We start from the raw sequence: 25,750 nt of genomic DNA, 5'->3' as shown, positions 1-25,750 counted from the left end.
ATTTGTTGCTAGAGAATAAAAGAAAAGAAGGACTATTTATGACCAAAACATGTAATCATCACTTTCTTGTCAATCAGGAAAAAGGCGAGAAACACGTCTTTCGCAAGAGTAAAAAATATCGTACTTTATGTTCCGTTGCCCTTGGAACTATGGTGACGGCTGTTGTTGCTTGGGGAGGAACGGTTGCATCTGCTGATGAAGTCACATCATCAGTTGACACCACCATCCAACGAACGGAGAATCCAGCCACAAATTTACCAGAAGCACAGCCAAACCCTTTATCTGAACAAACTGAAAGTTTAGCGTTAACTGGACAATCTAATGGAGCGATTGCTGTCACCGTACCACATGATACAGTAACACAAGCAGTTGAAGAAGCAAAGGCTGAAGGTGTTTCTACGGTTGAAGATAGCCCAATGGACTTGGGAAATACAACTTCTGCGGCAGAAACCAACCAACAAATTTCAAAAGCAGAAGAAGATGCCCAAAACCAAGTTGAGGCTATCAATGAAGTTACTGAAACCTACAAAGCTGATAAAGCAACATATGAATCGAATAAAGTCCGAATTGAGCAAGAAAATAGGAAACTGACACAGGCCTTCGAAGGGGCCAACCAAACTGGTAAAGAGACAAATGCTTGGGTTGATACTAAAGTCAATGACCTAAAAACTCGGTATGCAGATGCTGATGTGACAGTAAAAGAACAAGTAGTCTCATCAGGAAACGGAACATCTGTACTGGACTATACAAACTATGGCAAGGCTGTTGAAACTATTCAATCAACTAACGAACAAGCTGTAGCGGATTATCTAACAAAGAAAACCAAGGCAGATGATATTGTTGCAAAAAACCAAGCCATTCAAAAAGAAAATGAAGCTGGACTTGCTAAGGCAAAGGCAGATAATGAAGCCATTGAAAAGCGGAATCAAGCAGGTCAAGCAGCTGTTGATGCTGAAAACCGTGCAGGTCAAGCCGCAGTAGATCAAGCTAATCAGGAGAAACAACAATTAGTTTCAGATCGTGCAGCCGAGATTGAAGCTATTACCAAACGTAATAAAGAAAAAGAAGCCGCAGCCAGAAAAGAGAATGAAGCGATTGATGCCTATAATGCCAAAGAATTGGAACGCTACCAACGTGATTTGGCCGAGATTTCAAAAGGTGAAGAAGGTTATATTTCTGAAGCCCTTGCTCAAGCCCTCAATCTCAATAACGGTGAACCCCAAGCACAACATGGGGCCATTACCCGAAATCCTGATCAGATCGTTTCAACTGGCGATGCTATGCTGGGTGGCTACTCAAGAATTTTGGATTCAACAGGATTCTTTGTCTATGATAGCTTCAAAACAGGTGAGACCCTTAGTTTTAACTATCAAAATCTTCAAAATGCACGATTTGATGGTAAAAAGATTAGTCGTGTGACTTACGATATTACCAATCTTGTATCACCAGCTGGAACCGATGCCGTGAAATTGGTTGTGCCAAATGATCCTACCGAAGGCTTCATTGCCTATCGAAATGACGGAAACGGTGATTGGCGAACAGACAAGATGGAGTTTCGTGTAGTTGCCAAGTATTTCTTGGAAGACGGTTCACAAGTTACCTTCTCCAAAGAAAAACCAGGTGTCTTCACACATTCTTCCCTCAATCATAATGACATTGGTTTAGAATATGTTAAAGATTCTTCTGGGAAATTTGTGCCGATAAATGGCTCAACCGTTCAAGTGACTAATGAAGGTCTGGCCCGTTCGTTGGGTTCCAACCGTGCAAGCGATTTGAATTTACCTGAAGAATGGGATACCACATCAAGTCGTTATGCTTATAAAGGAGCTATTGTCTCAACGGTTACATCAGGCAATACCTATACAGTCACCTTTGGGCAAGGCGATATGCCACAGAATGTAGGCTTGTCATACTGGTTCGCCTTAAATACCCTACCAGTTGCACGTACAGTAACACCATATAGTCCCAAACCTCATGTAACTGTGGAACTTGAACCCATTCCAGAACCTATTACGGTAACACCAGATGTCTTTACTCCTAAAACATTTACACCAGAAAAGCCTGTAACCTTCACGCCAAAGCCTTTGGATGAAGTAGTGCAGCCTAGTCTGACCTTGACCAAGGTAACCTTACCTGTCAAACCTATTCCAAAAGAACTTCCAACGCCACCACAAGTACCAACTGTCCATTATCATGTGTACCGTTTGACGACAACTCCAGAGATTATGAAAGAAGTGGTCAATAGTGACCAAGCTAATCTTCATGAGAAAACTGTCGCAAAAGATTCAACGGTGATTTATCCCTTAACAGTTGATGCCTTATCGCCCAATCGTGCCCAAACGACTAGTCTCATTTTTGAGGACTACTTGCCTGCTGGTTACCTATTTGATAAGGAAACAACACAAAAAGAGAATGGAAACTATGTCCTTAGCTTTGATGAGACTAAGAATTTTGTGGCCTTAACCGCAAAGGAAAACTTGTTGCAGGAGGTAAATAAAGATTTAACCAAGGTTTATCAACTGAACGCTCCAAAACTCTATGGTTCTGTTCAAAATGATGGGGCCACCTATTCCAATAGTTACAAACTCCTTTTGAACAAGGGCACAACCAATACTTACACAGTCACTTCAAATGTTGTAACGGTTCGTACACCAGGTGATGGGGAGACAACTACACTCATTACACCAGATAAAAACAATGAAAATGCGGATGGTGTCCTCATTAATGACACGGTCGTAGCCCTTGGCACAACCAACCACTACCGATTGATTTGGGATTTGGACCAGTATAAGGGAGAACGTTCTGCTAAAGAGACAATTGCACGAGGCTTCTTCTTTGTGGACGATTACCCAGAGGAAGTGCTTGATGTGGTGGAAAATGGCACGGGTGTTACAACCCTTGATGGTCAGAAGGTATCAGGAATAACGGTTAAAAACTATGCTTCACTAAATGAAGCCCCTAAAGACCTTCAAGATAAATTAGCTCGTGCTAAGATTACACCGACAGGTGCCTTTCAAGTCTTTTTGCCGGATGACAACCAAGCCTTTTATGACCAGTATGTTCAAACAGGAACTTCTTTAACTCTTTTGACCAAAATGACGGTGAAAGATAGTCTCTATGGTCAAACTAAGACCTATACAAACAAGGCCTACCAAGTGGATTTCGGCAATGGCTATGAGACCAAAGAAGTGACCAACACGCTTGTTTCTCCAGAACCCAAGAAACAAAACCTAAACAAGGATAAAGTGGATATCAACGGGAAGCCCATGCTAGTGGGAACTCAAAATCACTATACTCTCTCATGGGACTTGGACCAATACCGAGGGATTAAAGCAGACAACACTCAGATTGCACAAGGTTTTTACTTTGTGGATGATTATCCAGAAGAAGCTTTATTGCCGGATGAAGCAGCTATTCAGTTTGTCACATCTGATGGCAAAACAGTTTCAGGAATCACGGTGAAGTCTTATTCTCAATTATCAGAAGCTCCTAAAACGCTACAAGCAGCCCTTTCGAAACAAAAAATTCAGCCTAAAGGAGCTTTTCAAGTTTTCATGCCTGAGGATCCACAAGCCTTTTTTGAATCTTATGTGACCAAGGGGGAGAATATTACCATTGTCACTCCGATGACGGTTTTGGAAACCATGCTTAATTCAGGGAAGTCTTATGAAAATGTGGCTTATCAGGTGGACTTTGGGCAAGCCTATGAAACCAACACGGTGACCAATTTTGTCCCTAAAGTAACTCCACATAAGTCTAATACCAATCAAGAAGGTATTTCAATTGATGGAAAGACTGTTCTTCCGAATACGGTCAATTATTACAAAATTGTCTTGGATTACAGTCAATACAAGGACATGGTCGTGACGGATGATGTTCTTGCCAAGGGATTTTACATGGTAGACGATTACCCAGAAGAAGCCCTTACCCTAATTCCTGATGGCATTCAAGTTTTGGATAAGGATGGCAATCGCGTATCTGGTATCTCTGTCAGCACCTACGCTAGTTTGTCAGAAGCTCCGAAAGTCGTCCAAGATGCCATGGCTAAACGTCAGTTTACACCTAAAGGAGCCATTCAGGTCCTTAGTAGCGACGATCCCAAAACCTTTTATGAGACCTATGTGAAGACTGGTCAAACCTTAGTTGTCACGGTTCCGATGACGGTTAAAAATGAGTTGACCAAAACAGGTGTTCAGTATGAAAATACAGCCTATCAGATTGATTTTGGCTTGGCCTATGTCACGGAAACAGTGGTCAATAATGTTCCCAAACTAGACCCACAAAAAGATGTGGTGATTGACTTGTCTCATAAAGATGACAGCCTTGACGGGAAAGAAGTGGCCTTGCATCAAACCTTTAACTATCGCTTGGTTGGATCATTGATTCCAAGCAATCGTGCGACTGATTTATTTGAATATGGTTTTGAAGATAACTATGATGAAAAGCATGATGAGTATAATGGTGTTTATCGCAGCTATCTGATGACGGATGTCATCCTCAAAGACGGTTCTGTCTTAAAAGAGGGGACAGAAGTCACGAAATATACCTTGCAACAGGTGGATACAGAAAATGGCTTAGTGTCAATTTCATTTGATAAATCCTTTTTAGAGACTATCTCTGATGGTTCAGCCTTTCAGGCAGATGTATACCTTCAAATGAAACGGATTGCGACTGGTCAGGTGGAGAATACCTACCTTCATACAGTGAATGGCTATGTCATCAGCTCAAATACAGTTGTAACACATACACCTCAACCTGAAGAACCAAGTCCAAATCAACCCACACCACCTCAACCACCAATTGAGACTATTGAACCGCCTGTTCCAGCAAGCATTTTGCCAAATACAGGGGAACAGGAATCCCTTTTGGGCTTGATTGGAGCTGGTATTCTACTTGGTACGGCTTATGGACTGAAGAAAAAGGAGGAGAAGTAGATGAATCCAAAAACCATTTATGAAAAGGATTCAGACCAAGATGGTTTGACAGATGCTCAGGAACTGGCTTTGGGAACCAATCCGCAGTCTGTTGACACAGATGGTGATGGTCAAGCTGATTTAGAAGAACTACAATCAGGACATTCACCACTAGTCTCACAAAAGGAGTTGTGTGATGGCTTGGAACTTTGACACCATGAAAGAGGCTTTGTCTGAAATGGAGAAGGTCGATTACCAAGAGTTTATCAAAGCCTTTCTCTCTTTGGAATTAAGTATTTCTGATAGAACAATCCTCAATCAGGTTTATCAAGATTATATGGATGAGGATGACCTATCCTTGATTAGTGATGAGCTACGAGTTAAAGTTGATGGCTATCTGGATGAAGTCCAGGCAGATATGACTGATATTCTGGAAAAATTGTACCGAACAGGTGAAGGCTCTAGTTTTATTATGGATCTAATGTCTTCAAACAGTCTTTCGGATACCTTGGAACAGTATGAGGTTTTGGATAGTGACGATTATTCACCACTTAGCCTTGAAACCTTACAGGCCATGATTCAACAGGACTTGGCCATTTCCAGTCAAGATTATTTTGGAGATCTGGTTCACCTTGCCTTGCAAAAAGATTTACTAGACCAGAAAAGTCATTTCTTACAATACTATGTGGCAACTGTAATGGAAGGTATTCCACAAGAAAGAGACCAACGTGCCTTGGTCCTAGATTAACGCAAAGGGCTGAGAAACACTCTCAGCCTTTTTTAAATGGGAGGGAAAAATGAATCAAGAAGTCTTACTACAAATGATGAGAGCCAGCATTCCTCGTGATAGAGCCCTGCTTGAGGCGTTTTTATATTACCAAGCAGAGCATTTTGATGAGGAGTGGGATAGTCTTATTCGTCAGTTTATGACCAATAGGCAGGGAATCAAAAGATCTGTTCAGGTACTTCACCTTGAGACAGATGTTTCAGCTTTTGTCCAGGCTAGTCCTTATGATACTGCTCATGATCTATTGACCTATACACAAGTTTTCGGCCAAACTGGTCTCCAAAAACTCGACAAACTATCGCCGTCTGAAAAAGACTTGGTGATTGAAGTGGCCTTGTTCAATCTGGCCACTCGTTTTCAACTATTAGACTCAAATGGACACTACCAAACTATTTCACCAGATTCTCTATTACAAAAGAGTAGGGGAGCTAATTTGGTCAATGTGTATCGTGTGGCTAATAATTTAGCGGATCGGATCAGCCGAGATATTGAACAGTTTCTCTTAACTTACGAGCCTGATCTTGAAACAAGAGCTGATGAAACTATTCTAGAAAATGAAGAAACTGGTGATGAGCACAAAGAGAGTAGTAATCAAGCAATATCATTTAGAGAAGAGGGCTCTCTCATCATTGCTAGTTTGGATGTAGATTTGTCTCAACTAGATGTTCAAACAGGAAAAACCAGTCATCTGCCTGCCTATGAAGAGTTGTCATTACGACGTAAATTTGAGATTCTAACTTATTTTGACCAAATTCGTAATGAACGTTCCAAAGTCCCAAGTTTTAGACGAGGTGATTTTGATACTGATATGGAAATGATACCAGTCTTTGAGGGAGAAGAGTTACTAACCTATCTAGAGGCTGATGGTAGTCCCTATGAGCTGAAACGAACGCTGACTACGGTCGAAGAAAAGGAATTAGAAAAAATTGGACGAGATATTAGGATAGAAAATCAAGAAAAATTGACTCAGTTAGGGATTGAGCTATCTCAGTTTGAATCAGACCAAGTCGGTATTTTATTGGATGCGGCTGGTCGTTTTCGTTTAAAAAATGCGGACCTTGCTTTACTAGGTGGTTATCCCAAAGCCTCGGTAACTCAACTAGCCCTTGCGACAGAACTACTCCAAATGGGACTAAATCATGAAAAGGTTGAATTTTTCTTTGGCAGTCAACTATCTTTAGAAGAGTTGCGACAGGTTGCTTATGCCTTTTTACACCAAGAACTCAGCAGAGAAGATGCGGAGCAATTTGAAAAAGATAAAGGTAATCAGCCAGATTTAACCCTCAGAGATTGGAAGAGCAAGCTAGAGAAAGCTGAGTCGAAAGTAGTGGTTGATGAAGAATTTGCGAATAATCCACTAGTCCAGAGAGTATTGGACACTTATCCTCTGGGGTCATTGGTTTCCTATAAGGGACAGGACTTTGAGGTCATGTCGGTCAGCGATGCTCGATTGAATGGTTTGATTCGGATTGAGTTAGTCAATGATTTTTCGGATATCATTGAACAAAATCCAGTTCTTTATGTGAGGACCTGGGAAGAAGTCAGTCAGGCACTTCATCAGCCAAAGGCAGAACCACAAACAGAGTTAGAAGAAGCGGACCGAGAACTAAATCTTTTTTCATTTCTGGAAGAAGAATCAGTTATTGAGCACTCTATTCAGACTGTCGGTCTCTTAGAACCAAGTGGTGTAGAGGAACCTAACAATGATGTTATTGACCAATTAAACAACCAGGGTCCTGTTGAGGAGGTAGAGGAATCAATTCCAGAGATTCCAGTAACGGACTTTTATTTTCCAGAAGATTTGACGGACTTTTATCCTAGGACTGCTAGAGATAAGGTTGAGACAAACATTGCGGCTATTCGTTTGGTTAAAACACTTGAAACGGAACGCCGTCAGGCAAGTCCAAGTGAACAAGAACTCCTTGCCAAGTATGTGGGTTGGGGTGGACTTGCCAATGATTTCTTTGATGACTATAATCCAAAATTTTCTAAGGAACGAGAAGAACTGAAAGGTTTAGTCACAGATAAAGAGTATTCAGATATGAAACAGTCCTCTCTGACAGCCTATTACACAGACCCTGCCCTTATCCGTCAGATGTGGGATAAGTTGGAAAGAGATGGTTTTACAGGTGGTAAAATCCTAGACCCTTCCATGGGAACAGGGAATTTCTTTGCGGCTATGCCTAAACAGTTAAGAGAAAAGAGTGAGCTATATGGCGTAGAGTTAGATACCATTACAGGAGCTATAGCCAAACACCTTCATCCCAATAGTCATATTGAAATTAAGGGTTTTGAGACGGTAGCTTTTAACGACAATAGCTTTGATTTAGTGATTTCAAATGTGCCCTTTGCCAATCTTCGGATTGCGGATAACAGGTACGATAAGCCTTATATGATTCATGACTACTTTGTCAAAAAGTCACTAGATTTAGTCCATGATGGTGGACAAGTAGCCATTATCTCTTCAACAGGAACCATGGACAAACGAACAGAAAACATCTTACAAGATATTCGTGAGACAACTGAATTTCTTGGTGGGGTTCGACTGCCTGATTCTGCCTTTAAGGCCATTGCAGGAACGAGTGTCACATCGGATATGTTATTCTTCCAGAAACACTTAGACAAGGGATATGTGGCAGACGACTTAGCCTTTTCAGGTTCCATTCGTTATGATAAGGATAGTCGCATTTGGCTCAATCCTTATTTTGATGGGGAATACAATAGCCAAGTGCTAGGAACCTACGAGGTCAGAAATTTTAATGGCGGAACACTTTCTGTTAAGGGGACTAGTGATGACTTGATTGCAAGTGTTGAAACAGCTCTACATCAAGTAAAAGCCCCAAGAAAGATTGATAGAAATGAGGTCATCATTAACCCAGATGTGTTGACCAAACAAGTCATTGATACCTCCATTCCAGCTGAAATGAGGGAGAATCTAGGTCAGTACAGTTTTGGTTATCAGGGTTCTACGGTCTACTATCGAGATAATAAAGGCATTCGAGTCGGAACTAAGACGGAAGAAATCAGTTACTATGTCGATGAAGAGGGCAACTTCAAAGCATGGGACACCAAACATTCCCAAAAACAGATTGATAGATTTAATAGCTTAGAAGTTACAGATGGCACTGCTCTGGATGTCTATGTGACCGATGATGCAGCTAAACGCGGACAATTTAAGGGGTATTATAAAAAGACAGTTTTCTATGAAGCTCCTTTGTCTGATAAAGAAGTGGCAAGAATCAAAGGAATGGTCGATATTCGAAATGCTTACCAAGAGGTCATTGCCATTCAACGCCATTATGACTACGATAAGGGGACCTTTAACCATTTGTTAGGCAAACTCAATCGTACCTATGATAGCTTTGTCAAACGCTATGGGTATTTGAATAGTGCTGTGAACCGCAATCTTTTTGATAGTGATGATAAGTATTCACTTCTTGCTAGTTTGGAAGATGAAAGTCTGGATCCAAGTGGAAAGTCTGTTATCTATACCAAATCCCTTGCCTTTGAGAAGGCTCTAGTGCGTCCTGAAAAAGAGGTTAAAAAGGTACATACTGCCCTTGATGCCTTAAATTCCAGTTTAGCAGACGGTCGTGGTGTTGATTTTGCTTATATGATGTCCATTTATCAGGTTGATTCTAAGGCAGTTTTGATCGAGGAATTAGGGGACTATATTATGCCAGATCCAGAAATGTATTTGAGAGGTGAGTTGACTTATGTTTCTCGCCAAGACTTTCTGTCCGGTGATGTCGTTAGCAAGTTAGAAGTGGTGGACCTACTCGTCAAACAAGACAATCGTGACTTTAACTGGACGCATTATGCAGGACTTCTAGAAGCGGTTAAACCAGCCCGTATTACCTTGGCAGACATAGATTATCGGATTGGTTCACGCTGGATTCCCTTGTCTGTTTACGGAAAATTTGCCCAAGAAACCTTTATGGGGAAAGCCTATGAACTGTCAGACCAAGAAGTAGCAACAGTCCTTGAAGTCAGTCCCATTGACGGGGTTATCACTTACCAATCTAAGTTTGCCTACACCTATTCCAACGCAACGGATAGGAGTTTAGGTGTCCCTGCTTCACGCTATGATAGTGGTCGAAAAATCTTTGAAAACCTCCTGAATTCCAATCAACCAACGATCACAAAACAAGTTGTCGAAGGGGATAAGAAAAAGAATGTGACGGATGTAGAGAAAACAACAGTTCTGCGTGCTAAGGAGACATACCTACAAGAACTCTTTCAAGATTTTGTAGCAAAATATCCAGACGTCCAACAGATGATAGAAGATACCTATAATAGTCTCTATAATCGTACAGTATCAAAGACCTATGATGGTAGCCATTTAACCATTGATGGACTTGCCCAGAATATATCCTTACGTCCTCACCAAAAGAATGCCATTCAACGAATTGTCGAGGAAAAACGTGCCCTACTAGCTCATGAAGTTGGTTCAGGTAAAACACTTACCATGCTTGGGGCAGGATTCAAACTGAAAGAACTCGGAATGGTAAATAAACCACTTTATGTGGTGCCGTCTAGTCTGACTGCTCAGTTTGGTCAAGAAATCATGAAATTCTTCCCAATCAAGAAAGTCTATGTGACCACCAAGAAAGATTTTGCCAAAGCCAAACGTAAGCAGTTTGTGTCCCGTATTATTACAGGGGACTATGATGCCATTGTCATTGGGGATTCACAATTTGAGAAGATACCGATGAGTCGTGAAAAACAGGTCACCTATATCAATGACAAAATTGAGCAACTCAGAGAAATCAAGCTAGGAAGTGATAGTGATTATACAGTGAAAGAAGCAGAGCGTTCGATTAAGGGACTAGAACACCAGTTGAAAGAACTCCAAAAACTGGAGCGAGATACCTTTATTGAATTTGAAAACCTTGGCATTGATTTTCTCTTTGTGGATGAGGCTCATCACTTCAAGAATATCCGTCCAATCACTGGACTTGGGAATGTAGCTGGCATTACCAACACAACTTCAAAAAAGAACGTGGATATGGAAATGAAAGTGAGACAGGTTCAGGCAGAGCATGGCGATAGAAATGTCGTTTTTGCGACAGGAACACCAGTTTCTAACTCTATTAGTGAACTTTTCACCATGATGAATTACATTCAACCTGATGTTTTAGAGCGATACCAGGTATCCAATTTTGATTCATGGGTTGGGGCTTTTGGGAATATTGAAAACTCTATGGAACTAGCCCCGACAGGAGATAAGTACCAACCCAAGAAACGGTTCAAGAAATTTGTCAACCTTCCTGAACTCATGCGAATCTACAAGGAAACTGCCGATATTCAGACCTCAGATATGCTCGACTTACCTGTACCTGAAGCTAAGATTATTGCGGTGGAAAGCGAGTTAACGCAAGCTCAGAAATACTATTTAGAAGAGCTGGTAGAGCGATCGGACGCTATCAAGTCAGGTAGTGTTGATCCAAGTAGAGATAACATGCTTAAAATCACAGGAGAAGCCAGAAAACTAGCCATTGATATGCGGTTGATTGACCCTGCTTACTCCTTATCGGATAATCAGAAAATCCTTCAAGTAGTCGATAATGTCGAGCGGATTTACCGTGAAGGAGCTGAATACAAAGCCACTCAGATGATTTTCTCTGATATTGGAACACCTAAAAGTAAGGAAGAAGGCTTTGATGTCTACAACGAACTGAAAGCTTTGCTGGTTGATCGAGGGATTCCAAAAGAAGAAATTGCCTTTGTCCATGATGCCAATACCGATGAGAAGAAAAACTCTCTCTCACGAAAGGTCAATAGTGGGGAAGTACGGATTCTCATGGCTTCGACTGAAAAAGGTGGAACGGGTCTAAACGTACAATCACGCATGAAAGCTGTTCACCATTTAGATGTTCCATGGCGTCCCTCAGACATTGTCCAGCGAAATGGTAGATTGATTCGTCAGGGAAACATGCACCAGGAGGTAGATATTTATCACTATATTACTAAAGGGAGCTTCGACAATTACCTCTGGCAGACGCAGGAGAATAAGCTAAAGTATATCACCCAGATAATGACCTCAAAAGATCCTGTGAGATCAGCTGAAGACATTGATGAACAAACAATGACTGCTTCTGACTTTAAGGCTTTAGCCACTGGTAATCCCTACCTTAAGCTCAAAATGGAATTGGAAAATGAACTGACAGTTTTAGAAAATCAAAAACGAGCCTTTAATCGCTCCAAAGACGAGTATCGCCATACCATTTCCTATTGCGAGAAGCACCTCCCTATTATGGAAAAACGGTTGAGTCAATATGACAAAGATATTGCCCAATCTTTGGCAACAAAGTCGCAAGATTTTGTCATGCGATTTGACAATCAAGCAATGGATAATCGTGCTGAAGCTGGGGACTATCTGCGAAAACTCATTACCTATAACCGCTCAGAAACTAAGGAAGTTCGGACTCTGGCCAACTTTAGAGGATTCGATTTGAAAATGACAACACGAGCTCCTAGTGAGCCCATGCCAGAGACTGTCTCTTTAATGATTGTAGGAGATAATCAGTATACTGTCGCCCTTGATTTGAAATCAGACGTGGGAACCATTCAACGAATTAGTAATGCCATTGACCATATTATTGATGACCAAGAAAAGACGCAAGAGCTGGTAAAGGATTTAAAAGATAAACTACGAGTAGCCAAAGTAGAAGTTGAGAAAGTCTTTCCCAAGGAAGGAGATTATCAGCTTGTAAAGTCTAAGTATGATGTTTTGGCTCCCTTGGTAGAAAAAGAAGTAGAAATTGAGGAGATAGATGCAGCTTTGGCCAAGTTTAGTGACGATACAACACCCCAAAAGAAGCAACAAATAGCACTCGAGATATAAGAAAAAAGGCTGACAAATAATTTTGAACGCGGTAAAATGAAGTCAAGAAATCACATAAGGAGAATAGATTATGGGCCAAACAGTAGAAGAAATGCGTTATCAACTAGAAGAATGGTTGACACAAGGCTATACAAGTCCAGAAGATAGGGCAAACTACCAAACTTTAAAGGAACAGTATGAAGATGAAACTCTTGATTATAGCTTTTCAAGGCGTGAGATTACTGGACAGCTGGAACTCATCATCACAAGTCGTGAGAATGATTTTCCAAACTTAGATGAGGTGACGAAGGCAGAATACCTTGATTTGGTTGCCCAACTTGATGATTTAGACAAGAGACAGGCTGACTACTATCGCAAGCAATTAACCTAGAAAGAGGTGTAAGATGTTGGAGCAAATTCTACAAAGTCTTTTGATTATCGCAGCAATAGGACTGATGTTGCTCGTCCTTTATCGGATTGTGAAAGTTTCAGGTGCTTTGTTTCTTATCGGACTCATCAGTGGATTAGTCTTTATAGAAATCTATGGAATTTACCTCTTCTTTACTGAGAGATACCTCTATACAGAAGATTTAGCAACTAATGGAATTTGGAGTTTTACAGGATTTTTTATTGCTTTGAATCTATTTCTTATTTTTAGCATTATAATGAAGTGGTGGAGAAATAGAATAGTTTAACACGGAGGATTACCAATGGGTAGTCCTTTTTCTTGTGATAAAATCTCCAAGCTAATCTTGATATGATGAGGCTATCACTAATAAAGGAGTAAGCCATGTTAAATAAAGTGAAAGCTCGATTTCTGATTGGAGTAGGAGGTTTAATCGCAGTCAGTTTTATGGTCATGATTGGCTACACGATTGGCTCACAAACCATTTCAAAGCAAACAGAGAACCAAATACGAGCAGAAGCCAATAAACTTGTGTCAAAGAAAAAGAAGGAGGAAAGAGCGACAGTCCTATCAGATGAGCTTGTCAATGAATTTCTCACTCAATATTTCACCAAGGTCCAGCTGGGTGAAAATAACGCTCGTATCAAACCCTACATGACGGACTCGGCATTTTCAGAAGAGGAAGCAAATCAGAATAAAGCGATCAATCAAGTTTATAAAGACTATATGCTTGACTACCGATTTGAATCAGCCAGTATCTATGTCAATACAGAAAGCCATGTTGCACTTGCGGAAGTTTCCTATCAAGTAACTTATGTTTCTGATTTGAGTGAGCAACAACAGCGAACAACTCAGACAGAAACCAAGACAGTTATGTTATCCTACTCCAAAGTTTCCGACAAGCTCCTAGTTAATCAGTTGACCACTTGGAATGGGAAACTGGAGGACATGAAAGAAGCAACAGATGGAGCCAATTCCAGTATACCAACGATCCAAGGAACTACAACAAGCGAGAACAACTAGCAGGAGACATTCTTCTGCTTTTTTTTGATAGGGAGACAAAATGACACGAATTAAAGCAGTAAAACAAAAGGCCATTTTAGATGTGGCTGAAAGTCTGGGTTATTCCTTCAGACGTTTATCAGGACACATTTATGAACACGCAGACCATGATTCCTTTCGGATTTTTGCTGATACCAATACTTTCAAATGGTTTTCAAGAGATATGCAAGGGGATGTGATAGACTTTGTTCAATTAGTAGCAGGCGTTACTTTCAAAGAGGCTGTATCCTATCTTGAAACTGGGGATTTTGAACAAGCTAAGTTGATAGAAGAAACGTATCAACCGTTTCAATATTATTTGCATGAAGAACCCTTTCAGCAAGCACGTACTTACTTGAATGAAGTTCGTGGCCTAAGTGATCAGATTATCAATACCTTTGGTAGACAAGGATTGCTTGCTCAAGCTACTTATCATTCGGAGTCGGTTTTAGTGTTTAAAAGCTATGATCATAATGGGATTTTACAGGCCGCTAGCCTTCAAGGTCTCATCAAAAATGAAGAAAAACACGATCGAGGTTATCTCAAAAGAATCATGAAAGGATCTCATGGTCATGTCGGTATTAGTTTCGATATTGGGAATCCCAAGCGACTCATTTTTTGTGAATCAGTTATCGATATGATGAGTTATTATCAGCTTCATAACAAGCAGCTATCAGATGTTCGCCTGATTTCAATGGAAGGCTTAAAACTTTCAGTGATTGCCTATCAGACCTTGCGTCTAGCAGCAGAGGAACAGGGGAAATTGGCATTTCTAGATACAGTAAAACCAAGCAGACTTAGCCATTATCTTCATGCAATACAAGAGACGACAACCTTTTTTCAAACCCATTCAAACGCATTAACTTTGGCTGTTGATAACGATGAGGCAGGAAGAGAATTTTGTCAGAAACTGTCAGATAAAGGATTTCCGATTTCTCAAGATTTACCACCATTGCAGGGCCTTGAAACAAAGTCAGATTGGAATGATATTGTGAAACAGCAGAGTGAACTATCCTTCAGTGATTTTATCCAAACAGCCCAAGCACAAGTCAATAAGAATCATCCTCCACCAAAACGAGAGCGTGTTTTGGAATTGTGATAACAAAATCAAGTCCGCTAACATAATCTAGAAAGTGACAAGGAGGACACTCTATGAGTTTGATTGAACGTCTGGCTGAAAAAGTAGCTAGGCAAGAAGAAAAGGTCTCACGTGAGACGGAGAAATTGGAACACTATCGTGACCAACTACAAACAGCTATGTACAGTACCTTTATTAAACGGCAACAATCTAGTCAGTTGTCATTTCATGAAGCACTAGAGAAAGCCTTTGGTAAAGAAACCACACTACAACCAAATTACAGAAATGAGGATACAGAATGAGTAAAACATGGAATTTTGATCAGCCACTAGATGATGTGAAACCAACATCGTCCCATGAAGAACGAGCTAAAATTGCAGCACTCTTCCATAAACAGGAAGAAAAACCAATTGAAGAAGTAGACTATGTGGCTACTTTTGAACAGCAACAAAAGGAGTTAGAATCTAAAGATGTACAAACGCTCGCATCAACCGTTAAACAAAGTCAGCCGAAGAAAGTAAATATCACAAGTGACTATAAACAACACTTGGCTGATACCATTGCACAAAACAACAAGGATATTTCCGCCTGTCAGAAGCAAATTGAAGAACTTCATCAATTGATTGATGAAAAGAAAATCCAAAATAAAAAGTTGCAGGCTATTTCAGTAGCCATTGATGATTTATAAGTCAGGTAGTCCTATGCGGGCTACCTTTTTACAATTGAAGGAGAATATAATGAAATTTTTTCAAAAGAAAAAACAAAACCAGGATCAATTTAAACGACTGATTCATCGACTATCAGAGATGTCAGATAGTGAACTAACCAAAGTAGAACAACTCCTAGATGTGGTTTTTGATACAAATTTTAAGCCTGATAGGAACGTTGAAATATCTCAAAGCGTTATAACCGACGAGGATCAAAGTCTTGATAGGTCAATCCAGGAAGCGAAAAATAAACTGAATACTGAGCAGTTGGAGAAGCGAATAGAGCAGTTTAAGCAATCGAAGAAACCTAAAAACGGATAGCGCACCAAATATGGTGCGCTATCCGTTTTTATGGTATAATGAAAGCAAATATGAGGAGGTCTTTATCTATGATTGGAGACAATATTAAATCACTACGTCGGACACACGATTTAACACAGCCAGAATTTGCGAAAATGGTTGGGATTTCACGCAATAGCCTGAGCCGTTATGAAAATGGGACTAGTAAAGTTTCAATAGAACTCATCGATCGTATTTGTCAAAAATTTAACGTTTCTTATGTCGATATTGTAGGGGAGGACAAGATGTTAGCACCTGTTGAAGATTACCAACTGACTTTGAAAGTAGAAGTGATAAAAGAACGTGGAGCAGCCATTTTATCACAGCTTTATAGATACCAGGATAGTCAAGATATTGCTTTTGATGATGAATCCAACCCTTGGATTTTGATGAGTGATGATTTGGCTGAATTGATCAATACAAAGATTTACCTTGTCGATACTTTCGATGAGATAGAGCGTTACAATGGCTATTTAGACGGTATTGAGCGGATGTTAGACATGGTGCATCATCGGGTGGTGGCTTAATGAGGTTGGAAGAATTTAGTGAGGCTGAGTTTCAGAAGGCTTTACAGCGAACTATTCGAGCCCTAACTCGTGGAAAGACGATTCCAGGTCAACCGAAAGCTATCTTGCTTGGAGGACAAAGCGGGGCAGGTAAGACGACTATTCATCGTATCAAGCAAAAAGAATTTCAAGGTAATATCATTATCATCGATGGTGATAGCTACCGTTCTCAGCATCCCAATTACTTAGCCCTGCAAGAAAAGTATGGCAAGGACAGCGTGGACTATACTAAGGGATTTGCAGGAAAAATGGTAGAACAGTTGGTTGATGAACTCAGTACGCAAGGCTACCATTTGCTGATTGAGGGAACCTTGCGAACTACTCAAGTTCCTCGTCAGACTGCTCAATTATTATCTTCTAAAGGTTACCAAGTTTCCTTAGCAGTGATTGGCACCAAACCAGAGCTTTCTTATCTCAGCACCTTGATTCGTTACGAGGAACTTTATGCCATAGATCCGACTCAGGCTAGAGCAACACCAAAAGAACACCATGATGGGATTGTAGAGAACTTGGTGGATAACCTAAAGGAGTTAGAAAGTGAGAAACTCTTTGACCAGATTCAAATTTATCATAGAGATAAAACTTGTGTCTATGATTCTGAATCAGATGAAGGTTCAGCAGCAGAAGTGTTACAAGAATGCCTCTTTGGAAAATGGAGTAAGGTAGAGGAGGAGATGATGAAGGTGGGACAGGAAAGGTTGAGGGATATGTGTAATTAGGAATGTATATCGTGTTTAATAATATAAAATATCTAACTTGTTACTATTAATTGCGCCAAAGTATGGAGTTTTTATTGAAGAATACAATTTAGACATGAAATTTTTGAAAGTAAGAATACTAAACTGTCTAGTGCCCTACTAAATCTCTGATTCTATGGATTATTAAGTACTACTAATTTAGAGTTAGACACTTAGATAGGTTTGTTCCTGATTTAGAACAAAGTGAAAGAATGTATGTAATTTAGCCTAGAATAGTTTTTCAATCTCAACACAAATGAAAAAGGGATTGATGATTGGATTGGATATAACTTATGTCAAATGAATTACAGAATTTAGAATTTAGCAGAATTAATAAAATAAAACATACGAAAGAGCGTTGTTAGGTTAATCTATAATTATGTATTTTGATAATAAATTACGAATTTATTTGTTAGAAGGAGGTGAGTTATAAAATAATTTTTTTAATAATATAGTCATAAAAATGTGATGACTTATTTAAACTTTTTTTAGTAACAGTTAAAAACTTAAGCAATAATAACTATAATTAAGGAGCTAATATGAGTGATATAAAATTCTATGAAAAGGTCTCAGAAGAGATTGAAAAATCCAATGAGTATAGAAAGTTGAGGGAAACACTTAGAGAAAAAATTAGGGAAATCGATGGTACAATTTATATATTACAAAGTCCTTTATATAATATTGAGGGAGAAAAGACTACAGAAAATAAGGCTATGTCGGTTGATTCTTTTGTTGTTCTCATTCCAAAGACAAAAATAATTTTTACAAGTATCTATGATATCGATGATAGTAATTTTGAAGATTATGTTGGAGAATTTCTGGATTCAATAACAACCTTAAGCGGAGTTTTCGGATTCAAAGGAAAAATCGGAAATAGTAGAAAATGGTCACACTTAATCCATGAGCAGCCAATTAATTCAATTTCAATGGAAACAATAAATGAATTATCCATACAAGATAAGGAATCACGTGTAATTCTAGATATTCTTATTTCTTTAATAACAGGTTCAATTAATACGCCTGAAAAAGGGGGAAATGTTGAAAGCCTATTAGACGCCGTTCGAAAAAGAATTGTCCAATTTGATGGCGATCAAACTAGATTTATATATGACGAAATTACCGACAAAGAAATTGCAATACAAGGTTTAGCGGGTACTGGTAAGACAGAACTATTATTTCATAGATTAGTAAATTTATATAATCAGACCGATAAAAAAATTATTTTTACGTGTAATAGTAAAATCTTAGCAAGCGATATTCAAAAACGTCTTCCCAAATTTTTTGATCAAATGAAGGTATCTCAACGGGAAGATATTGATGAGCGGATTAAGGTAATGAGAAGTTGGGGTTCAAGGTACAATTCTAATTCGGGTTTGTATAGTTACATATGCCATTTCTACGGACTCGATTTTATTAACTATAATGACTCTGGTATAAAAGGTTTTGATGGAGTTTGTGAATTAGCTGAACAACAATTAGAATTAATAAAGGAAGAATTAGGACCTGACTTTAAATATTGTTCGGACTACATACTTATAGATGAAGCTCAAGATTTCTCTGATTCTTTTTTTAGATTATGTAAACTTGTAGCTTCGACACAAGTGATTATTGCAAGCGATATTTTCCAGACAATATATGAAAGAAAATCTGAGGTAGTTCAGCAACCTAATTTCACTTTAAATAAGGTTTATCGGACTGATCCAAAGAATTTCATGTTTTCACAATTTTTAGGATTCGGTCTTAAAGAAAAAACCGTTATAAAATGGTTTGACGATGATGAGGCTTGGAAAACATCAGGGTATACTTTTAATAAACATCAGAGTGATGGAAGAACGGTTTATGAGTTTAGCAGGGAACCGATTCAAAGATTTACTGATTTCGATGATTATTCAATTCAACCGACTGATTTAAGATATACACAGAGTGATGACGAAATTTTAAACGAAGTTATAGATATAATTGATAAATTAAGAAACAATCATCCAGATATTACTCCTGCAGATATCGGAATTGTATTCGTTTCGAAAGGGAAGAACGGTTATAGATTAGCGGATATGATTAGTTCGTTAATTGAACAAAATTATAATTGGGAAACTCAAAAAATTTATGAGAGCAGATATAAATCTAGAAATAAAGATAAGGTGTTCATAAGTAATCAAAATAATGTTAAAGGGTTAGAATTTTCATTTATTATTGGTATTGTTTTAGATGAAATTACTCAAGATATTGAAAGTAGAAATACAATATATATGTTAATGACTAGGTCATTTTTAACTTCCTATCTAATACTCTCGAAGTCAAATAAGTTAATTTATGATGAATACAAGCCATTGTTAGATGAGATAACTGACACTGGAAAGGCGCTAATTTATCAACCTGAGAAATCGAATATATTAAAACCAGAGCAGTTAAAAAACTTAATTGAAGGTTCTTTGACATTTGATCAAAAAATTGAGAGAGCTTTAAAAAATCGAGAGTTATTTAACATGGAAAACAGTCAGAAAATTAAAGGACTTATAAATGCTTTAGTCGGAAATATCGGAATCACTGTATCAGAAATTGAAGAAATTATAGAAAAAAATAGGAATTATTTAAATGGCTAAAGAATATTCATTTTATTTGGGGAAATCCTTAGAAAAATTATTAAAAAATCCTATAAAAAATCAACTAGATTTAGTACATCTCATATTAAGAACAGCTCAAGAAATTATTAATCCAATTTCAGATACTAGAGAAATTAAAGATGAAAAGAATGTTGAAAAGGATGAAGGATTTAGAATTGTATACCCTGATTTGCCAAAAGAGAGACTTCAAAGAATTTTTTTCTGTAATAAATATCCAGACTTTGAAGGTCTCCCTATGTATACAATACAAACTTTTGTTTTTCCATTTAAAATAGTTAAAAACGAAGATGATGAGTTTGCCTTTTATAGCCCATACTATCAATAGTAAAAATGTAGGTCATTTTATCGTTGTGTATAAAATAAGTGACACTGCTATTTTTTATTTTGATCCTGGTGAAGGAAAGCGTAGAGTTAGTTTTGAAGAGTTTAAAAAAGATTGGACTCAGGTAATTCTTTGTGTAGTTTCTACTGAAAAACTCAAAAAAAGGAAAATAAAAAATCAATATTCTAAGATATTTGCTATTTTGTTTTCTGAAAAAAATAACTTTATTAAAGCCGTGATATATTCTGTTTTTGTATCAATATTATCATTTTTAGGAGCATTTTTTTATAAGAATGTTATTGACAATATCTTAGGAAACATCTCCAATGGAGGGGGGGCATCAATTTGGAGTGTTATTACAAATAACATGAATCTTTTATTCATATTACTTGTAATTTTATACTTGATACAGAGCTGTTTTTCTTTTTTAAATGCATACGTTTTAAGTAGGATTGCAAAAAAGATTAATAGAAAGTTGTCTACACTATTTTTTTCACATATAATCAACCTTCCCATAGAATTTTTGGACAGGAATGATTCAGGCGCTATTATTTCCCGATATCATAATATAATTGAATTGCAAGATATGAGTATAAATCTTATTCTATCTTTTTTAATCAATATTCTTATGTTAGTTCTAGGAGGGATAATATTATGTGTAATTAATCCATTACTTTTTTTGGTTGTAACTTTGATGATATTTATATATTCTCTTGTGGTATTTTCCTGGATTGAACCTGTGAAAAACTCAAATAGGGATATACAAAAAAGTTATTCAGAAACAATTACTTTAGTAAATGAATCTTTAAATGGAATTGATACTATAAAATTACAAAATGGTGAGAAGCAATTTATAGAAAAATTTACACTTTCTACAAATAATTTATCTAATGGTGTTTTTAGAACATTGAACTACCAAGGGTTAGTGTCTTCGAGTGTGATGTTTATTGAGGCTGTTGGAAATTTAATTGTTATTTGGTTGGGAAGTAAACTTGTTATGAGTGGACAATTAAGCCTTAGTTCATTAATTGTTTTTGAATCTCTAACAATGTATTTTACTACTCCAATGAAAAGTTTGATAAGCTTATTTGGAAGTGTACAGACTTCTTTTATAATTTTGTCAAGAGTTTCGGATATTCTCTCTATTGGGGTGGAAAAAATTTCGTATGATAATCCAATTGAAATTGAATTAGATGGTTCAATTAGAATAGATAATATTAGTTTTAAATATAATTTATTGAATAAAACTCTCTCAGAAATATCAACTGTAATTAGAGCAAATAAGATTTATGGATTAGTCGGTAAGAATGGCAGCGGTAAGTCTACCTTAATGAAAATTATTGCTACCCTATTACTTCCAAGTGAAGGAGGGGTGTATTTCAACGATATTAGATTGACAGAATCTAATTTATTAAGTGTTCGTAAGCAGATATCTTATGTTAGTCAAAACCCTTACGTTTTTGAAGGAACCCTCAGAGAAAATTTAATGTTTGGTAATGATGTTGACGATGAAGAATTGGATGAGATGTGCAAACTTTTAGATCTTTATAGTCTCGTCCCGAAAGGAAATGGCTTAGGTATGTTTATACTTGAATCGGGTTCTAATTTATCAGGGGGACAGCGACAAAAGATAGGACTAGCTAGAGCACTTTTAAAGAATCCCAAAATATTATTATTAGATGAAGCTACTAGTAGTTTGGATGAGTATACTGAAAACTTAGTTTTCTCATATTTACAATCTTTGAAACAGAAAATGACAGTTATTTCAATTTTTCATGATTCAGAAAAGTTGAAGTATGTAGATGAAATAATCGAATTAGATAAAGGAGAGATGCAATCTAAAGAGTGATTGATATTAAACCTAATCATTTGGTTTTTTCTAAAATAGTATGGATGCAAGCGACTTTTTTGGGAATTCCATTGCTAATTTTTGAGCCGTAAGTTTTAATAATTTCACTACGACAAAACTATCATTTAAGGCTCACTTCGTTCGCTCCTATCTGAAATTATAGTACCGATTTTTTAAACAATAGTAGTTTTTGATTTTGTTGAGTATGAGATATAATTTATAGGAAAAGCAAGAAATGTTGTTGAAAGGAGTCACCATGGAAACAAGACTATCTGTAGTTAATGTTAAAAAAGTATATGGAGATAGGGAAGTTTTAAGTGATATTACCCTAGATTTGGAACAAGGGGAAATTTTAGGATTAGTTGGTCCTAATGGAGCAGGTAAAACAACTTTAATGAAAATTATCCTTGGTCTAACACCTAGTAGCAGTGGCCAAATATTTGTCAATGGAGAAGATATAGTCAATGATAAACCAGACTACCTAAATCAAGTAGGCTCTATCATTGAATACCCTGGTTTTTTCCCTAATATGACCGCAATTGATAATTTGGAAATATTCACTTCACTTTACGATATCAAGCTTCCTAAGAGACGATACCTAGAAGTTCTAGAATTAGTAGGGCTTTCAGACTACTTGACTTTGACCGTGAAGTACTATTCATTAGGGATGAAGCAACGCTTGGGAATCGCACAAGCAATTATCCATTATCCTAAATTGTTAATCCTAGATGAGCCTTTCAATGGTTTAGACCCTATCGGGATAGAAAATTTACGAGAACTTTTAAAAAAATTAGCCCAAAATGGTGTCGCTATCATGATATCTAGCCATTCTTTGGAAGAACTACAAAAGGTTATTCATTCCTACATTATTATAAATAATGGACTTAGCCAGCCGAAAAAGTCGCTTAATCAAGATTCTCAACAGTGGTTTCTTCAGACAGAAAATATTGATAGAACAGTAGCTATTTTAGAGGCTTTAGCAATTTCCTACAGACTTATACAGGAAGATATTTTTGAGTTAAAAATAAACTTAGATGACGACAAACAAATGAGACGACAACTATTTAAAAAATTATCAGAAAAAGATATCTTAATTCATCAATTTTCCAAGAAGAGCATACAACTTACTCACGAATATCTATCTATTGTCAAGGGGGAGGAGTAAAATGAAAAGTATCATCAAATTAGTTAGAAACAATATTATAATGCTAAAAGCAAGTCATATGTTAAAAGTAGTTTTTCTGGTATTTTTCATAGCGGTTACCCTGTTAAGTGTTTTTTTTAGACTAACTATTAAATCTGTTAATCGGTTGGAGTTGTTTTCAGAAGTTATTGGAATATTTGGGGGAATTATTCTAATTATCCTTGCATTTCTAAGTCTTTATCTCATTTTTTATCCAAAAATTCTAAATTTGGAGCAACTATTCTTAACACGTCCAATCACTAAAAAAGTCTACTTTGTTTCCAAAATATTGGTGTCCCTTATAATTTTAATCTTGTTAATATTTATTCTAACATTTGTTAGTTATGGCATTTTATTGACAGGAACAAGTTATTTTTGGCAGGGCGAAGCAATCGCAACCTTGCTCATTAAAATTGCTAATGTTAGTCTAGTTGGACTATTTTTAATAGCAATTATTTACTTTACATCGGCACTGTTTTCATCTATTTATCTTAACTTTGCTATATTTTTTATTATTTATCTAGGAGGAGAAATTCTCAAAACAAACATATATAGTGATATCTATCCGCCTTCTCTATCTGCCTACACTCCATTTGGTCTACTAAAATTAGATTATTCTTACCAGCTTGGTTATCTAGGAACTTATGCAATACAAGTATTATTAATTATCGTGTTTAGTAGTATCTTACTGTTTATCTCGATTCTTTGTTCTGACAGAAGGACATATTAGCGTCTATAAATGCTAGCATTATATTCTTCTAGTTTTAAAGTAGTGTGAATGTCAGTAAACTTATCAATTTGAAAAAATATGCGCTAATTTGATACATTATTTATAGCTCGAAATTATAATATTGAAACTAAATTGTCTCAAAATTGATAATCACACAGATTAACTCCGCCCGCTCACAATTCAAATCGCTTCTTGCTGTTTCGATAGGCTGCGCCATTATTTGGAATGTTTTAAATCGTGCTTAAAAATGCTCATTTTGGATTCAAGCAGCAACTATTTCTCTATTTAAGATTTTTTCTTCCATGATTAATTGACGAATTTTTGAGTTTTTATGGTGTGTCGCTTCGTTTTGCCTGAGTCGTTTTTGTTTTGATTTTTTTGGGACGTTGAATAGGACTCTCAGTAACATCCACTGCCACATAAGCGCTGGGGACTTCCAAGTTATCCAAGTCAAATAAACCTGAGTCTTGAAGAGTATCTTCTACCCAAGTATGGTGTTGCCTGTGGCTGTACCAACGTCAAAATCAAAGGCAAGTAGGCATTAAGTTGAATAAAAACGAAGGTAGGGAAGTGTCATAATCAGCTGGTCTTCCATACTAAGACGACGTTTACGCCCTTCTCTTGGGTGTTGCTTTTGGTAGGCTGCGTTTAGACAAGTTAACACCTCATCAAACGTATTTTTGACTCCTGTCAAGAGTTTGAAGTTGACGGCACTTATTTCTGAGGTTTTTCATAAGCATTTTTCATGAAAATAGTATAGCAAATTTTGTTTCTGAACAAGGCTATTGAAAATATTTATTGGGGACTATATACTAGTTTACACAAACTACAAGATATGGTATTTTAGACATTATTAAAAGACGATTTCCGTTTGGAAGTCGCCTTTTTATATTTTGTTAATACTACATATTGTGCTTGGTGTAAACTGGTATATAGTTCTCATTCCTTATTATTCGCTCTGAAATATGATGGATAGAGTGGATTGAGTAAATGAATAATCTTATATACACTCATTTTGGTTATTACCACTAATCAGTGGAGGAATAAGTTAGAGACTATGTGATTTGCTTAAACTAGATATCTTCAGATGGATATTCGAACAAATAGTGTCAGATGGAGTGTTCATAATCACTTATTTCCAATAAACTTGTACTAAAGAAAGCGAGTGATATTAAAATTAGTCCTCTTTGTACGAGGATAGTCACTTATTTGGATTATTATTTAGAACGACATATACGATGGTATAAGTAGTGTACTTGGTAGACTCCGCTTAATATTAAGTATGAAAGTATATTAAGATTTCTTTTGAAATAATGGTATGTAATGCTATCGCGATTCTAAGCAGTAGGTGGCATATTAAGAAAAGTGATAATTCGGCAAAGTGAAAACCAGCGACTTTAGACGCTGGTTGATGTGTAATCATATAACGCTTGCCCCAAACCTACTTAACAGTAGTCCTATGACCAGGATGTTTTTCTTCATGTTTTCGCGCCATATCGGCTGCTGTGTTTCTAAACCAGTGATCATGACTGATATAACCACAATCACGACAAAACCAAACATAGCCCCCAAAGACAGCTTGTTGTTCCTCAGTAGAAAGTTTACGCATAATAACTTCCTCCTTCTTATATTTTTATTCATG

General features: G+C 37.3%; 19 protein-coding genes and 1 pseudogene. 18 read left to right on the top strand and 2 right to left on the bottom strand.

Annotated elements, in window-relative coordinates; all coding sequences use genetic code 11:
• The first annotated feature begins 38 nt into the window (after positions 1-38).
• From ACQRDX_RS06490 to ACQRDX_RS06405, 18 genes are all read left to right on the top strand, one after another.
• The gene (locus tag ACQRDX_RS06490; protein WP_427895484.1) at positions 39-4,934 is read left to right on the top strand and encodes an SspB-related isopeptide-forming adhesin; all 4,896 of its coding nucleotides are present in this window, start codon (positions 39-41) and stop codon (positions 4,932-4,934) included.
• Entirely contained in the window at positions 4,935-5,126 is a 192-nt protein-coding gene (locus ACQRDX_RS06485; RefSeq protein WP_024400605.1) for a calcium-binding protein, read from the top strand.
• The gene (locus ACQRDX_RS06480; RefSeq protein WP_427885591.1) at positions 5,110-5,661 is read left to right on the top strand and encodes a hypothetical protein; all 552 of its coding nucleotides are present in this window, start codon (positions 5,110-5,112) and stop codon (positions 5,659-5,661) included. Before ACQRDX_RS06485 ends, ACQRDX_RS06480 begins: the two co-directional genes overlap by 17 nt.
• Positions 5,662-5,710: 49 nt before the next feature.
• Entirely contained in the window at positions 5,711-12,547 is a 6,837-nt protein-coding gene (locus ACQRDX_RS06475) for an SNF2-related protein (RefSeq protein WP_427895482.1), read from the top strand.
• Between the two features lie 70 nt (positions 12,548-12,617).
• Positions 12,618-12,917: a DUF5962 family protein gene (locus ACQRDX_RS06470; protein WP_024400602.1), complete on the top strand. Its 300-nt coding sequence runs from the start codon at positions 12,618-12,620 to the stop codon at positions 12,915-12,917.
• Between the two features lie 13 nt (positions 12,918-12,930).
• The gene (locus tag ACQRDX_RS06465) at positions 12,931-13,221 is read left to right on the top strand and encodes a DUF5966 family protein (protein WP_427885586.1); all 291 of its coding nucleotides are present in this window, start codon (positions 12,931-12,933) and stop codon (positions 13,219-13,221) included.
• Positions 13,222-13,316: 95 nt separating this feature from the next.
• Entirely contained in the window at positions 13,317-13,955 is a 639-nt protein-coding gene (locus ACQRDX_RS06460) for a peptidylprolyl isomerase (RefSeq protein WP_172011723.1), read from the top strand.
• A 40-nt stretch (positions 13,956-13,995) separates the two neighbouring features.
• Positions 13,996-15,072 (top strand): DUF3991 domain-containing protein, encoded by a 1,077-nt coding sequence (locus ACQRDX_RS06455; RefSeq protein ID WP_000196862.1) that lies wholly within the window; start codon positions 13,996-13,998, stop codon positions 15,070-15,072.
• Positions 15,073-15,125: 53 nt separating this feature from the next.
• Positions 15,126-15,353: a DUF5965 family protein gene (locus tag ACQRDX_RS06450; protein WP_000052379.1), complete on the top strand. Its 228-nt coding sequence runs from the start codon at positions 15,126-15,128 to the stop codon at positions 15,351-15,353.
• Positions 15,350-15,739 (top strand): DUF5945 family protein, encoded by a 390-nt coding sequence (locus ACQRDX_RS06445; RefSeq protein ID WP_427885583.1) that lies wholly within the window; start codon positions 15,350-15,352, stop codon positions 15,737-15,739. Before ACQRDX_RS06450 ends, ACQRDX_RS06445 begins: the two co-directional genes overlap by 4 nt.
• Before the next feature lie 49 nt (positions 15,740-15,788).
• Positions 15,789-16,079 carry a hypothetical protein gene (locus ACQRDX_RS06440; protein ID WP_044666847.1) on the top strand — a complete coding sequence of 97 codons (291 nt, stop codon included), beginning with the start codon at positions 15,789-15,791 and terminating at the stop codon, positions 16,077-16,079.
• A gap of 68 nt (positions 16,080-16,147) precedes the next feature.
• Positions 16,148-16,624: a type II toxin-antitoxin system antitoxin PezA gene (pezA, locus tag ACQRDX_RS06435; protein ID WP_024392274.1), complete on the top strand. Its 477-nt coding sequence runs from the start codon at positions 16,148-16,150 to the stop codon at positions 16,622-16,624.
• A complete protein-coding gene (pezT, locus tag ACQRDX_RS06430; RefSeq protein WP_044755808.1) occupies positions 16,624-17,382 on the top strand; it encodes a type II toxin-antitoxin system toxin PezT in 759 nt (252 codons plus the stop codon). Before pezA ends, pezT begins: the two co-directional genes overlap by 1 nt.
• Before the next feature lie 557 nt (positions 17,383-17,939).
• A complete protein-coding gene (locus tag ACQRDX_RS06425) occupies positions 17,940-20,003 on the top strand; it encodes a DEAD/DEAH box helicase family protein (RefSeq protein ID WP_052807116.1) in 2,064 nt (687 codons plus the stop codon).
• The gene (locus tag ACQRDX_RS06420; RefSeq protein ID WP_427895480.1) at positions 19,996-20,349 is read left to right on the top strand and encodes a hypothetical protein; all 354 of its coding nucleotides are present in this window, start codon (positions 19,996-19,998) and stop codon (positions 20,347-20,349) included. The genes ACQRDX_RS06425 and ACQRDX_RS06420 overlap by 8 nt, the downstream gene beginning before the upstream one ends.
• On the top strand, positions 20,321-22,195 hold the full coding sequence (locus ACQRDX_RS06415; RefSeq protein WP_427895478.1) for a peptidase domain-containing ABC transporter: 1,875 nt from the start codon (positions 20,321-20,323) through the stop codon (positions 22,193-22,195). The genes ACQRDX_RS06420 and ACQRDX_RS06415 overlap by 29 nt, the downstream gene beginning before the upstream one ends.
• A 256-nt stretch (positions 22,196-22,451) precedes the next feature.
• Positions 22,452-23,360: an ABC transporter ATP-binding protein gene (locus ACQRDX_RS06410; protein ID WP_227985716.1), complete on the top strand. Its 909-nt coding sequence runs from the start codon at positions 22,452-22,454 to the stop codon at positions 23,358-23,360.
• Between the two features lies 1 nt (position 23,361).
• Complete coding sequence (locus ACQRDX_RS06405; RefSeq protein WP_012767353.1) at positions 23,362-24,108, top strand: ABC transporter permease; 747 nt, start codon at positions 23,362-23,364, stop codon at positions 24,106-24,108.
• A 127-nt stretch (positions 24,109-24,235) separates the two neighbouring features.
• Here ACQRDX_RS06405 and ACQRDX_RS06400 read toward each other — a convergent pair.
• A pseudogene (locus ACQRDX_RS06400) lies at positions 24,236-24,855 on the bottom strand (helix-turn-helix domain-containing protein).
• Between the two features lie 694 nt (positions 24,856-25,549).
• Positions 25,550-25,717: a hypothetical protein gene (locus ACQRDX_RS06395; RefSeq protein ID WP_172011739.1), complete on the bottom strand. Its 168-nt coding sequence runs from the start codon at positions 25,715-25,717 to the stop codon at positions 25,550-25,552.
• Between the last annotated feature and the right edge of the window lie 33 nt (positions 25,718-25,750).

Source organism: Streptococcus sp. SGI.013, from assembly GCF_050315295.1.
Lineage (GTDB): Bacteria > Bacillota > Bacilli > Lactobacillales > Streptococcaceae > Streptococcus > Streptococcus porcorum.
Note: the sequence above shows the minus strand (reverse complement) of the source record. Positions and strands in the feature narration are given on the sequence as shown.